Genomic DNA, 14,074 nt, shown 5'->3' with positions numbered 1-14,074 from the left:
CCGCTCCTTCCATGAACCCGGCGATAGACTCTCGAAACGTGATCGGGACGCCCACTCGCCACGAGGCAACCGGCCCCAATCGTGGCCGGACCTCAAGGTATGCTGTATTCCCCCCACTACTGGCATGCCAGCGTAGTGAGTAAGGAGCGAGGTCCCGAGTAGGGTCACGAGGTGCGCGGTTCTCAAGCGCGGCGATCACCTTCTCAATCCATGCAGGATCCGCCACTGAAGCCCCGAGCCTGATCCTGAGGCTCGGTGGAAGGTCCTTGAACGCAGCACCATGAACGAGAGCTAGGAGCGGGAACTCTTCCCCGCGGGCATCCAACGCTCTTCCAAGGGCGAGGAAGTACTCCTCAAGGCAAGCTTTACTTTTCAAACTGTTAGGTGTGACAAGGAACGCCCAGCCGTCAATTGAACCCTTGGTGATCTGCTCGCCGATCTGCTCCCACAAGCGCTTGCCTGGGGTGAGGGCGACCCGGTCGTACACTACGCCAACGCCTGCTTGCTCGAGTTGCTGGACAACGAAGTCGAAGTCGCCGTCCGCGTTGTCCACCCACGCGTAGGTCAGGAAGAGCTGCTTGGGCATTTCGTCGATTTCCTTGTTGCCAGCTGATGTACGTCGGCTTCCTCTACGTATCAATAGGAGTACTTTATCAGCTCAGGTGTACTCTCCATGCTTACTTCCTCGGACTACTGTTTCTTGGAGCCGGGCACCCGTTTTTTCAGCCTGGAGCTCGCTGACGTGAGCCGGGCGAGCGCGGAAACGTCCGCCACCATGCGGTAGTAGCGATGGCCGTGAAAAAAGTGCACGGTCCGGGGTACGGCGCACCTTGCCCGTTGGGCATCGCATGTGCACTTGGAAGCGCCAACGCGGCATACCCCAAGGGCCGCACACCAGAACCCTATGCTGACCGTCCGTTCACTTCGCGTGCTCGCTTCGATGATCCTGGCCCTGACGGCCCTGAGCGCCGCTGGGCAGCAGGAGCAGACCCTCGAGGGCGTCGTCGTCCGCAACCGGCTCTACCAGCCCGCGGGCAACCTCGAGCTCTCTCCCAGCGTGGGCGTCTCCATGCTCACGTACCTCACCGCCCACTACACGTTGAATCTGGGAGTGGCCTACAACCTCTTCGACACCTTCGCGGTGGAAGGGCGCGCAGGCTACGCCTTCAGCCGGCAGACCGGCCTGGCGCGCTCCATCTCCGAGAGCTTCCTCAACCGCGACGACAAGAGGATCACCGACGAGTTGGAGGACCTGTGGCGGATGAACCTCCACGGCGTGGTGGGCCTCCGCTGGGCGCCGGTGTACGGGAAGCTCTCGCTCATGGCGGAGGTCCCCACCCACTTCCAGGCCTACCTCTGGGCAGGCGGCGGGGTGGGCTCGTTCCAACGCCAGTCGCTGATCCAGTGCACCAACGTGGTGAACCGAGGCCTGGGCGTCTGTGATGATCGCTCGGATCCGCTGGATCGCTCCACCGCCACCGAGAACTTCTGGGTGAAGGAGTCGCGGGTGGCCCCCGTGCTGAGCGCGGCGGTGGGCTTCCGGTTCTTCGCCTTCGAGCGGCACGGCGTGAAGTTCGAGCTGCGCGACTGGGTGTTCCGCGACGCCTTCCGGGTGGCGCTGTCCCGAGATGACTGGGAGGCGGGCCGCGACACGGGCACGCCCGCGCCCAGCCCGGGCCTCACGCACCTCGTCCAGTTCGACATTGGCTACACCTTCCTCTTCTAGATCCCATGCGAACGATCCTGTCCTTCGCAGTCCTGCTGTCGACCGTCGCCGGAGCTGATCCAGCCCTCGCGCAGTCCGGGCCCACGGTGCCCGCTCCGGGCGCTGAGACGTCCATTCCTCCCGAGGTGCCGCCTCCGGTGTCACCGGTGGCCCGCCCCCAGCCGGCTCAGCACGAGCTGGGAACGGCCGTGCCCGGTGAGCCGCCCGCCGCTGCGCCGCGTGTGCGAGCCCCGCAGGAAGAGGACGCGCCCGTCTCCGAGACTCCGGCGTCCGAGGAAGCTCCTCCTCCTCCATCCGAGGCAGCAGCGCCCGCCGAACCTCAGCCAGCCGCGGATGCGCCCCTGGCGGTAGCGGACGTGGACACGGAGCTGCGCACGACGACGCCCGAGCAGCAGCGGCTGGTGCACGGCGCGCCGCTCTACAACCCGAACGTCTCTGTCCACATCGTCCAGAAGAAGCGCTTCGCGGACGACGGCAAGCATGAGTTCGCGCTCTACCCGCTGGCGATGCAGGTGAATGGCAAGTTCACCAACCACGCGGGCAGCGCGCTCCACTACACGTACCACCTGCAGGAGAACTTCGCGCTCCAGGTGTCTGGCCTCTACAACTGGCACTCCAACGAGAGTCGCTTCAACCTGGAGCTGATCGACAAGGTGCGCGAGCAGGCGCAGGCGGCCTCCTCCCTGCTGCTCAAGTGGGGCGCGCAGGCCGGCGTCGAGGTGACGCCGCTGTACGGCAAGTTCGCCTTCTACGACGACCACCTGGCGCAGTTCAGCCTGATCCTCAGTGGGGGCGCGGGCTTCGGCGGCACGCGGCACCTGATCCGGCCGGAGGTGGCCAACCAGGTCGAGGGCGAGACGTTCACCGTCCCCGCGCGCTTCGGAGACACCGGCACCCGGTTCGTCGGCTCGGTGGGCGGAGGACTCCGCGTCCAGTTCGGCGACTCCTACGCGGTGCGGCTCGAGGTGAGAGATCTCGTCTACACCGCGCGCGTGGATCGCGTGGATGGCTGCAACCTGGCCGACTTCGAGATGCTGGAGGCCGCACGCGCCGGCAACGAGCCGTTCGCCAACCTGCAGCTCAGTGGCGGCTGCCAGTTCCAGAAGTTCGACGGCGTGGACCCGGACACGAAGAAGAACTACCGCGAGGACATCATCCTCGGGAGGGACCTGGTGGCCGAGCCCTCCTCGGACGTCCTCAACAACGTGAGCTTCTACGCCGGCTTCTCGATCCTCTTCTGATGGGAACTCCTGCCATGTCTCGACTGCTCGCACTCCTCGCTGTCGCCCTGGCTCCGCTCGTGGCGTCCGCCCAGGACGTGTCCACGTACAACCGCGCGCTCGCCGCCTTCAACGCAGGCGAGCTCGACACCGCCGCACCGCTCTTCTTCGAGACCTCCGAGCGCGCCACGGATCCGGAGACGAAGGGCAAGGCCGAGTACTACCTGGGGCAGACCTTCGCGAAGAAGGGGCTCCCGGTGAGCGCCTTCGTCACCTACGCCGCCATCATCAACGCGGGCCCGAAGCACCCCTCGTACCTCAAGGCCGTGGAGGGGCTCGTGGACATGCAGCAGCAGCTCGACGAGCAGAACCTGATCCCCAGCCTCCTCAACCAGGCCTACACGGACGAGGTGCGGGATCAGTGGGTGACGCTGCCTCGAGAGGTGCTGGCGCGCATCAACTACCTGGTGGGCACCATCAGCCACCGCCGCGGGCGCTTCGAGGAAGCCCGGTCGCTGCTGGGCGCCGTGCCGCCGGAGAGCCGCATCTACGCCAAGGCCCAGTACCTGCTGGGCATCGTGCTCGTGGATCCGCGCTTCCCGGGCCGTCCGGGCGAGGCCGAGTCCCTGGACAAGGCCGCACTCACGGCCTTCCAGACGGTGTTGAGCCAGAAGGGCGAGAAGGGCGAGCGGCAGCTCGAGCTCAAGGAGACTCGCGAGCTGGCAATGCTGGGGCTCGGGCGTCTGCACTACGGGCGGGGAGAGTACAAGGAGGCGAGCGAGGCCTACGAGCGCGTGCCGCGCTACTCGCGCTACTGGGATCAGGGCCTCTTCGAGAACGGCTTCGCCCGCTTCCAGAACGAGGACTTCGGCGGAGCGCTCGGCAGCCTCCAGGCGCTGCATGCGACCCAGTTCGCCGGGGCCTTCCAGCCCGAGTCCTGGATCCTCAAGGCCACCGTCTACTACTACAGCTGCCTCTTCGACGAGGTGAAGACCACGCTGGCCGCGTATGACGAGGTGTACGGGCCCATGGCGAAGCAGCTCGAACCCTTTGCCGGCGAGGACATGGAGCTCATCCCCGCCTTCAACCTGGTGTCCGCCGCGGAGAACCGGCGGCTGCCGCGCCCGGTGTACCTGTGGCTCCGCAACAACGAGCGCATCCGCGAGGTGATGCGGGTGCTGTCGAGCGTGGACGAGGAGAAGCGCGTCATCAGCAGCTCGGGAGCCTGGAAGGGGAGCGCGCTGGCGACACAGACGGTGGCCTCGCTGGAGGATGTGCGCAACACGCTGCTGCAGGTAGGCGGCACGCTGGCCCGGAGCCGGCTGCGCGAGGCGGCCGACAACCTGCGCACCTTCTCGGATCAGGCGGAGATCATCCGCGTCCAGACAGCGCTCGATCAGAAGGACCTGCTGCAGGCCGGCGTGGATCAGAAGACCGTGCTCTCCCGGCAGTCGCTCTACCGGCCCGCCATGCCAGGGCCTGCCTGGAACTACTGGAAGTTCCAGGGCGAGTTCTGGATCGACGAGATCGGCTACTATCAGTACACGCTCAAGCGCGGCTGTCTGGCGAAGCCGGGCGAAGAGCGCACCGAGGCCGGCGCGCAATAGGCCTGACGGAGACGGAGGCAGTTCGGAGTAACGGGGTGGGCCTGGGCGTTGTTCCGCGCGCCGTGGCCGCCCCGTCTTCCTGTTCAGCCCTCGAAACCGTGAGTGCCCTCTGGGGCGCATTCGAGCGCGTTGGCACGGTTGCAGCACTTCTCATTCCAGGAGTGCGCGTCTACCTTCGGTCGTTCCTTCGATGGCAGGAGTTCGCATGAGGGCGTTCCTTCGTTTCGGTGCGCTGGCGGTGGGCATGGCCCTCACCGCGAGCGGGGTGGGAGAGGCGGCACCGCCCGGGAAGGTGGTGGGGAAGAAGCCTCCAGCGGCGGTGGCCGGGAAGAAGTCCAAGGCAGACAAGGCCTCCACGGCCAAGGCGCCGTCGGCTGTGCCGGGGGCTCCGGAGGAGAAGGAGCGGCGCAATGGCCCGGCGCGGGTGACTCCTGCCAGCTCGAAGTTCGCCGAGCTGCCGCGCATCGCCGACAGCAAGAAGGACGCGCTGGCGGACAAGAAGCGGGACGAGGCCATCGAGGGCTTCAAGCGCCTGATCCCGAAGATTCAGGACGGCACCTCGCGCAAGGCGGATCTGCTGTACCGGCTGTCGGAGCTCTACTGGGAGAAGTCCAAGTACCTCTATCGGCTGGAGATGGACCGCTTCCTGGAAGCGGAGAAGAAGTACGACGCCGCGGTGGCGCGGGGCCAGAAGGTGGAGCCTCCGAAGCAGGAGCACCGCGAGAGCGAGCGCTACCGCGCGGAGGTCATGAGCCTCTACGAGGACATCCTGCGCGACTATCCGCAGTACGAGGTCCGGGACGAGGTCCTCTTCTCCCAGGCCTACAACCTCTACGAGCTGGGCCGCCAGGCCGACGCGGTGAAGCGCTACGAGGAGCTGATCCGCGACTTCCCGAAGTCGCAGTTCGTGCCGGACGCGTACATCCAGCTCGGCAACCACTACTTCGACAACAACAAGCTCTTCCCGGCGAAGCAGAACTACGAGAAGGCGCGCGACACGGGCGTGCCGAAGATCTACGCCTACGCCATCTACAAGCTGGCCTGGTGTGACTACAACGGCGGGGACTACGAGGCCGGCCTCAAGAAGCTGCAGGAGGCGGTGGAGTTCGCGGAGACGCGCGGCGAGGAGCTTGGCGATCTCAAGACGGAGGCGCTCAACGATCTGACGGTCTTCTACGTGCAGCTCGATCAGCCGAAGGAGGCCATCGCCTACTTCAAGCAGAAGGCGCCGGAGAAGCGGCAGGCGCGGCTCATCGCGAAGACGGCGGTGGGGCTGGCGGACGCGGGCCACTTCGACAGCGGGATCCTCATGTTCCGCTGGCTCATCGAGGACAAGCCCATGGGCCCCAGCGCGCCCGAGTATCAGCAGGCCATTGTCCGCTCCTTCGAGGGGCTGCGTCAGCGCACGCAGGTCCGCACCGAGATGAAGAAGATGGTGGACCTGTACCGGCCAGGTGGCACGTGGTGGCAGGCCAACACAGGCAGCAAGTCGGTGCTGCGCAACGCCTTCAACGTCACCGAGGAGGCCATGCGCGTGATGGTGACGGAGTACCACCAGGAGGCGCAGAAGACGCGCGAGGTGGCCACGTACCAGCTCGCTCGCGACATCTACAAGGAGTACGTGGACGCCTTCGCCTCCAGCGAGGATCCGGACTTCGTCTCGGACTCGGCCTTCAACCTGCGCTTCTTCTACGCGGAGATTCTCTGGACGCTCGAGCAGTGGGAGGCCGCCGCCATCCAGTATGACGCCGTGGTGGCGTTCAAGATCCCGGAGCGAGAGTCGGCGCGCGAGGTCTCCAACGAGTCCTATCGCAAGAGCGCCTCGTTCGCCTCGGTGCTGGCCTACGACAAGCTGGTGAAGATCGAGCGCGGCCAGCTCGCCAAGAGTGAGCTCAAGGCGGGCCAGAAGGTCAACGAGAACAAGTACAAGGGCGACGTCGAGAAGAAGCGCATCGTGAAGAAGGACGCGAAGGAGCAGCAGGCGCTGCCGCTCACGCGCTTCGAGGAGCGCCTCGTCGCCGCCTGTGACACATACAACACGCTCTACCCGGACAACCCGGACGAGGTGGACCTGCGCTACCAGGCCGCCGTCATCCTCTATGACCGGAACCACTTCGTGGACGCGGCGCGGCGCTTCGGCGAGATCATCGTCAAGTTCCCGGAGGAGCGGCGCTCGCGGGACGCGGCGGACCTGACGATGTTCGTGCTGGAGAGCCGCGAGGAGTGGCTCGAGCTGAACAAGCTGTCGCGCCAGTTCATGGCCAACAAGAAGCTGACGAAGCCGGGCACGGACTTCGCCTCGCGCGTGGGCAAGGTGGTGGAGGGCAGCCAGTACAAGTGGGTGGATGAGGTCGTCTACCGCCAGGAGAAGAACCCGAAGAAGGCCGCCGAGCTGTTCCTCGAGTTCGTCACCGAGTTCCCCAAGTCGGAGAACGCGGATCGGGCGCTCACCTACGCGACGATCATCTTCCAGGAGGCGGCCGAGCTGGATCGCGGCGTCGCGGCCGGCGAGCGCGTCCTCGCGGAGTATCCGGACAGCCCCTTCGCCCTGAAGGTCCGCTACACGCTGGCTGGCTTCTACGAGAAGATGGCCGAGTTCAAGAAGGCCGCTGAGGCGTATCAGGCCTTCGTCGATGCCTATGACGCCGCCGCCGGGACGAACCTGGGCGGGAAGAAGGGCAAGGGCGCGAAGAAGATCGCCAACGCTTCGGCGAAGAAGCCGGACGGGAAGGGCGGGGACTCGAAGTCCGCGCAGCGCTCCGCCGAGCGTGAGCAGATCCTCAAGGAGGCCGAGGCCTGGGTGGCCGACGCGCTCTTCAACGCGGGCCTCTGGTGGGAGGGCGTGGGCGAGTCGCCGAAGGCCATCGCCGCCTACAACGCCTATATCTCTCGCTTCCGGGACCGCAAGGATGTGCCGCAGATCGCCTTCAACATCGGGCTCGTCCACGAGAAGGACGGGCGCTGGGCGGACGCGGCCAAGGCCTTCGCCTCGTTCGCGGAGACGTACACGCGGGACTCACGCACCTCCCCCGGCCAGGTCTACCTGGCGAAGTACCGGGAGCTGATGGCGCACCGGCAAGCCAAGAGCACGCGCGACCTGGAGCGTGTGCAGGGCGAGCTCGTGCGTGGCTGGGCCCGGCTCTCGGAGGAGGACAAGAAGGACGTGCGCCTGCTGGATGCCTACGCCCACGCGCGCTTCCTGGAGGTGGAGCCGGTGTGGAAGCGCTACACGGACATCCGCTTCTCGCGCGTGTCCACCATCCGCCGCGATCTGGCAGCCAAGCAGCGCGAGATCCAGAAGGTGGAGAAGGAGTACGCGGCGGTGCTGGCCATCGGCTCGGGCGAGTGGGGCATCGCGGCGCTCACCCGGCTCGGCCTGGCGTACGCGGACTTCGCGCGCAACATCATCGACTCGCCAAACCCCAAGGGGCTGGATGAGGACCAGCTCGCCATGTACCGCGGCGAGCTGGAGAACCTGTCCCTCCCGCTCGAGGACAAGGCCACCGAGGCGCTGGAGAAGGCGCTCGACAAGGCCTACGAGCTGTCCATCTACAACGAGTGGACGCTCGCCGCGCAGGAGCAGGTGAACCGCTACCGCCCGGGCGCCTACGCGCAGGTGCGCCAGGTGCCCTTCCGCGGCAGCGAGTTCTTCGCCACCTCGGACGTGGCCAAGGATCCAGGCATGTCGGCGGCCGCCACGGCCGAGCCCACGCCCGCTGCCCCAAGCACGGTGGGGGAGGTCCAGCCGTGATGAGCACGCACTCCAAGGTCTCTCCAGGGAAGAACACCATGACGATCGCCCGCACGCTCGCCGCCGCCGCGCTCGCCTTCACGACCGCGTGCGCCACGGCTCCCCAGATCAAGCCCACACCCCTCACCGAGACGGCGCCCAAGGCTTCGTCCTCTCAGGCCGCCGCTCAGGCCGGCACGCCGTCCTCGGCGCCCGCGTCCAAGGAGGCCGGGCCGCATGAGGTGTTCGTCTCGGCGCTCGCGTCGTTCGACGCGGGTGACTACGAGGCGGCGCGCAAGGGCTTCGAGGAGGTGGTGGCGAAGGCGCCGCAGAGCCTCAACGCGCAGTTCAACCTGGGGCTCATCGCCGAGCGCCAGGGCAAGCTCGCCGATGCCGAGACCTCCTACGAGAAGGTCCTCTCGGTGGATCCGAACCACCAGCCCTCGCTGCTGAACCTGGGCCGGCTGTACCGGCTGCAGGACCGGTTCGAGGACGCGATCAGCCTCTACGAGAAGGCGCTGAAGGCTCCCGGCCGCGAGCATGATGTGGCGCTGCTCAACAACCTCACCGTGGGATACCGGCTGGCGGGCAGGTTCGAGCTCGCTGAGGCCACCGCCCGGCGAGTGCTCGCGCGCAGCAAGGACAACCCCGAGGCCTACAAGAACCTGGCGCTCATCTACTACGACCAGGGACAGTACCGGCTCGCCGAGGTGGTGAGCGCCAACGCGCGCAAGCTCGCGGAGAACGATCCGGGCGTCTACAACAACCTGGGGATGATCTACCTCAAGCTGAACGATCGTCCCCGCGCGCTGGCCCAGTTCCAGAAGGCCGTCTCGCTCGATCAGAAGTTCGCCCCGGGGTACCTGAACATCGGCGCCATGGCGCTGGCCTACCGGGACTACGTGGGCGCCGAGCGCGCCTTCATCAAGGCGGTGGAGCTCGATCCCACCTCCTACGAGGGCCACCTCTATTACGCGTACTCGCTCGACGGACAGAAGGGGCGCGATCCGAAGAAGGGGCTCGTCGCGGGCGAGGCCTTCGAGAAGGTACTCACCCTGCGCCCGGAGCAGCCGGATGCCGTCTGTGGCGCGGGCTGGGCCTATGCGGCGGACCGGGCGGGCTGGGACAAGGCGCTCGGCTTCCTCGAGCGCTGCAAGTCGCTGGCGACCACCCAGCCGCAGGATCAGCAGCTGATCACGGCCAAGATGCAGGGCATCGAGGCAATGAAGAAGAGTGGCCAGCCGCAGCCCGGCGCCGAGCTCAAGAAGGAGGCCACTCCGGCTCCCAGCGGCGATGGCTCCATGCTGGACAAGGTGTCGGAGGAGGAGGCGCGTCAGGAGGGCCCTCTGCCCGAGGAGACAGTCCCCGCGGGAGACGCGGCCTCCAGCGAGCCTTCTCCCTCCGGTGAGGCTCCGGCTCCTGCTCCTTCGAGTGAGGCCGCGCCGGGCAGCTCGCCTGCTCCCTCTTCCTCGCCGTGAAGAGGCCTACGACGGGACAAACTACCGGGCGCCATGGGAACTTTTTTCCACTCTGCAGGCGGGCGAGGTGGCAGGCACCGGGCAAGTTCCCTACGATCCGAGGGATTGGGCTTGGACCGACTCCTGCAAGAACCTGTGGGAACCTCTCCTGAGGCCCGCTGTCTCACCGATGGGTGAACGGAGGCTGCGTATGAAGCGACTGGCATCGGCGGTGGTGGCGGCGGCGGTGTGGGCGGGCCCGGCGGTGGCCCAGGAGAAGGACGAGGTGAAGATCATCCAGGAGGAGGACAAGACGGTCTACCGGAAGAAGACTGTCATCGACTTCACGGATGTCACGGTGGAGGGTGAGCTCACCAAGCCGGAAGGCTCCTACGTCCTGAACCGGAAGCAGACGGACTTCCAGAGCCTCATCAAGGTTCGAGACAACTTCAACCCCGAGCTGCAGAAGTCGGTGGACAACCTCTAGCGCCTGAAAGGGGCGCTCGTTTTCTTGGGTGCGGAAGGGCGGAAGGGACGATCCTCATGGTGGCGGGAAAGAACAACGGATTGAGGCTGCGCATCACGGGGCCGGACGGGGCCACGGTAGAGACCATTGCGGACGCGGAGAGCGTCATCGTGGGCTCGGGCGCTCAGGCAGCAGTGAAGATTCAGGATCCCAGCGTCTCCAACCTCCACGTGATGTTGAAGGTGGACAAGGAAGGGGGGGTGACGGCGATTGATCTCGGCAGCGAGTCCGGGACCCAGGTGGGTGGCCAGCGGCTGATGGTGCCCAAGGTGCTCGAGCCTGGAGATGTGCTCACGGTGGGCGCCACGCGGGTGGAGGTGGTGTTCGCCGAGCCGGAACCTCCAGCGCCCAAGGTGCCGGTAGGCGCGCAGGTGAGCGGGACGGGGTTCCAGGGCTCGGTGACGCAGCGGGCGCCGGTGGCGTCCACCCGGTCCGCGGCGCCCGAGGTGGTGGTGCCTCCGTCGAGCCGGACGCTGACGCCTCCGGGCTTGAAGATGAAGGCGGCGGCCACTGTCGCGGCGAAGAAGCCCGAGGCGCCGGCGCACCTGCAGGAGCCACTGCCGCCGGGCGCGATGCCGACGCCCGAGGCGAAGGTGCTCCAGGTGGAGATGCTCTGGGGCGACTCGATCCTCGAGGTGCAGCACTTCCGGGAGGGAGTGCCGGTCACCGTGGGCGAGGGCAAGAAGAACTTCTTCCACGTCTTCGTGCCGGAGGTGGGTGCGCGGCACGTGCTGGCGGTGAGCCGCGGGGACAAGGTGGAGCTGCGGGCCCCCGCGGGCGCTGGCGTCATCGTCACCACGCAGGGCGATGTGCGGACGAAGGATGCGCTGCGCGCCTCCGGGCAGCTGGCTCCGGCGGTGGCCAACAAGGGCCAGGTCCTCACGCTGGGCCTGCACGATCGGGCCGAGGTGGCGCTCGGGACGATCTCCTTCGTGGTGCGCTACGTGCGGCCCACTGCGGCCATCAAGGTGCACGCGCTGGACGAGGCGGACTTCACCTACTTCAAGATCACCTGCATCACGCTGATTGCGGCAGCGGCCGTGGTAGCGGCCATGCTGCTGACGCCGCGCTCCCAGGTGGCCAGCGCGGACGACATCCTCCAGGACCAGCAGCGGATGGCGAAGTTCCTGGTGAAGCCCGAGAAGAAGCTCGAGGTGAAGAAGCTGAAGCTGGCCGGGGTGGAGGAGGGCGCCAAGGCGAAGGACGAGGAGGGCAAGTTCGGCAAGGAGGAAGCGAAGAAGCTCGAGGCGGATCCCTCGAAGCCGGGCACTCCGGTGGTGGACAGGAGCAAGCGCGAGAAGGATCGCCAGGTGGTAGGCAGCGTGGGCCTGCTGGGTGCCTTCAAGGGGCTCAAGGGTGGCGCCGCGGACGTGTTCGGCCCGGGCGGCCTGGGCACGGGCATCAACAACTCGCTCGGTGGCCTGAAGTCGGGCGCGGGGCTGGGGGATGCGCAGGGCGTGGGCGGGCTGGGCTCGCGCGGTGGCGGCTCTGGCGGTGGCGGCACGGCGCTGGGCATTGGCGGCCTGGGCACCAAGGGCAACGGCCGCGGCGCGGGAGGCCACGGCGGCATCGACCTGGGCGGCAAGGGCAAGGCGACCACGCGGATCATCCCGGGCAAGACGACGGTCATCGGCGGCCTGGACAAGGACGTGATCGCCAAGATCATCCGGCAGCACCAGAACGAGATCAAATACTGCTACGAGACCGAGCTGAACAAGAACCCGAGCCTGGCCGGCAAGGTGGCGGTGGCCTTCACCATCGACCCGACGGGCGCGGTCTCCGAGACGGCGGTGACGGAGACGACGCTCAACAACTCCACGGCGGAGGGCTGCATGCTGTCGCGCATCCGCCGCTGGAAGTTCCCCGAGCCCAAGGGCGGTGGCGTGGTGGCAGTCACCTACCCGTGGATCTTCGCGCCCTCGGGCTCTGAGGGTGAGGGCTGAGCCTCTCGGCACGGAGCTGAAGTGTAGGAACCCCCGGCGCGCCATCAGGTGCCCGGGGGTTCTTGCTTGGCGGAAGACGTCTCGCTCGAGGCCCGAGTCGTGGGGTGGCCGACGTTCACCCTGAAGACTTTTCACGCTGGCCGTTGCCGCAGGATGGGGGGCGTCACTAACGTCCAGCGCCTCTTCCGGATGTCCCTGGAGGGCCTGCGTTGGGAGGTTTTGTGAGGAAGTCCCTGCTGGTCGCCGCGCTCGTGCTGTCCACCCCTGCTCTGGCGGGCACACCCCCGGAGGGCGTGGAGTACAAGCCTCGCCGCGGCTTCTTCACCGAGACGGACATCGGGATGTTCTTCACGCTCGGCGGAGAGAACCTGTACTCGAACGCCCAGTCATACCTGCAGCTCGGGGTGGGGTACGATCTGACGGAGACGCTCTCGCTCGGGGTGCACTTCGGGCTGGGCTCGTCGGCGGCGAACTGCTTCGCGGGCTACCTGCCGGAGTCGGACATCTGCGCGCTGTCGGACAACTTCACGGTGGCGTTCGGGGACGTGACGGCGGCGTACCACGTGCGGATGACCGATCGCTTCTACCTGACGCCGAAGGTGGCGGCTGGCTACACGCGGCTGGATCCGGCGCCGGTGAACATGGGCGGAGATCCCAACCGGACGATTCATGCGCTCAACGCGGGGGTGGGCATCGGCGTCGAGTACGGGACGATGATGGACCACTTCTCCGTGGGAGCGGACTTCCTGGCCCGCTACGTCTTCGGCCCGAACATCCCCACGTTCGCGCTGTTCCCTCGTGTGAAGTACACGTTCTGAGCTCGAGCGCTCTGCGCGAGTGACCGCGCCCGCTTCACATCCTTTTGGGCGTGCGTCCACCTCAGTGCTGGAAATGAAGGACGTGTCGGATGATGTCGGCACGCTCCATTTCACCTCTGAGGAGTCGCCATGCACCGCTTGCTGGGAGCGAGCTCGATCCTGATCGCCGTCCTGCTGACCGCCTGTGGGGAGCCCGTGGAGTCACCTCCACCTGTCGCTCCTCCGGCCCCGCCTACCTACCACCGGGACATCAGGCCGCTGGTGCAGGAGACGTGTGGGAGCTGCCACGCCGCGGGCGGAATCGCCCCCTTCCCGCTGGAGAGCAATGAGCAGGTCTTCCAGATGCGCTGGGCCATCGAGGCGGCGGTGAAGGCGCGCATCATGCCGCCGTGGATGCCGGCCAAGGACTGCACGGAGTACCTCCAGGATCGATCGATCTCGGACGAGCAGATCGAGCTGATCTCCCGCTGGGTGGACGAGGGCGGAGCGGAGGGTGACGTGGCGGACGCGCCAGGCGGCGCCGGAGTGAGCCAGGGTGGGCTCTCGCGCGTCGACGTCGAGCTGGCGCTGCCCGAGGCATTCTCACCGACGAAGTCGCCGGACGAGTACCGCTGCTTCGTGCTCGACTGGCCGGAGACGGCGGTGCGCTACGTCAGCGGGTTCCGGGGCAACCCGGGACGGCCCTCCATCGTGCACCACGTCATCGCGTTCCTGGCAAAGCCGGGTGAGGTGGCCTTCTACCAGTCGTTGGACGACGCCGATCCGGCCCCGGGGTACGAGTGCTTCGGTGGGCCTGGCCAGACTGGCGACAGGGTGGCGTGGCTCGGCAGCTGGGTCCCCGGGAGCAGCGGGATGGACTATCCCGAGGGCACGGGCATTCAGGTGGAGCCGGGCTCCAAGGTCGTCCTGCAGCCCTGGGCCGATCCTTCCTGGGCCCAGGGCGGATCCCTGCACATCCCCGCGGGGCAGCAGGATGTCCGAGCTCGCTTCTCGTTCGACATGGCGCCCGTGCTCTCGCGCATCACCCACGGCGTCTTCCGCGACAAC

At 67.0% G+C, this 14,074-nt stretch carries 10 protein-coding genes; 9 read left to right on the top strand and 1 reads right to left on the bottom strand.

What is annotated here, in order from left to right:
* Positions 1-586: toll/interleukin-1 receptor domain-containing protein (locus VD972_RS05795; RefSeq protein ID WP_324981967.1), on the bottom strand; the 586-nt coding region annotated here is incomplete at its 3' end.
* A 318-nt stretch (positions 587-904) separates the two neighbouring features.
* Between VD972_RS05795 and VD972_RS05790 the strand changes: the two genes are divergently transcribed.
* From VD972_RS05790 to VD972_RS05750, 9 genes are all read left to right on the top strand, one after another.
* Positions 905-1,726 carry an outer membrane beta-barrel domain-containing protein gene (locus VD972_RS05790; protein WP_324981964.1) on the top strand — a complete coding sequence of 274 codons (822 nt, stop codon included), beginning with the start codon at positions 905-907 and terminating at the stop codon, positions 1,724-1,726.
* Positions 1,727-1,731: 5 nt separating this feature from the next.
* Positions 1,732-2,967: an outer membrane beta-barrel domain-containing protein gene (locus tag VD972_RS05785; protein WP_324981961.1), complete on the top strand. Its 1,236-nt coding sequence runs from the start codon at positions 1,732-1,734 to the stop codon at positions 2,965-2,967.
* A 14-nt stretch (positions 2,968-2,981) separates the two neighbouring features.
* The gene (locus VD972_RS05780) at positions 2,982-4,553 is read left to right on the top strand and encodes a tetratricopeptide repeat protein (protein ID WP_324981958.1); all 1,572 of its coding nucleotides are present in this window, start codon (positions 2,982-2,984) and stop codon (positions 4,551-4,553) included.
* Between the two features lie 205 nt (positions 4,554-4,758).
* Positions 4,759-8,304 (top strand): tetratricopeptide repeat protein, encoded by a 3,546-nt coding sequence (locus tag VD972_RS05775; RefSeq protein WP_324981956.1) that lies wholly within the window; start codon positions 4,759-4,761, stop codon positions 8,302-8,304.
* A complete protein-coding gene (locus VD972_RS05770) occupies positions 8,304-9,761 on the top strand; it encodes a tetratricopeptide repeat protein (protein ID WP_324981954.1) in 1,458 nt (485 codons plus the stop codon). The genes VD972_RS05775 and VD972_RS05770 overlap by 1 nt, the downstream gene beginning before the upstream one ends.
* A 190-nt stretch (positions 9,762-9,951) precedes the next feature.
* Positions 9,952-10,227 carry a hypothetical protein gene (locus tag VD972_RS05765; RefSeq protein ID WP_324981952.1) on the top strand — a complete coding sequence of 92 codons (276 nt, stop codon included), beginning with the start codon at positions 9,952-9,954 and terminating at the stop codon, positions 10,225-10,227.
* Positions 10,228-10,283: 56 nt separating this feature from the next.
* Positions 10,284-12,209 (top strand): AgmX/PglI C-terminal domain-containing protein, encoded by a 1,926-nt coding sequence (locus tag VD972_RS05760; protein WP_324981949.1) that lies wholly within the window; start codon positions 10,284-10,286, stop codon positions 12,207-12,209.
* Positions 12,210-12,430: 221 nt separating this feature from the next.
* A complete protein-coding gene (gene cglE / locus VD972_RS05755; protein WP_324981946.1) occupies positions 12,431-13,027 on the top strand; it encodes an adventurous gliding motility protein CglE in 597 nt (198 codons plus the stop codon).
* Between the two features lie 129 nt (positions 13,028-13,156).
* The coding region (locus tag VD972_RS05750; protein WP_324981944.1) for a hypothetical protein at positions 13,157-14,074 on the top strand (918 nt) is incomplete at its 3' end.

Origin of the sequence: Hyalangium sp., assembly GCF_035629615.1 — a bacterium.
GTDB lineage: Bacteria > Myxococcota > Myxococcia > Myxococcales > Myxococcaceae > Hyalangium.
This window is presented reverse-complemented; position numbering and strand designations above follow the sequence as displayed.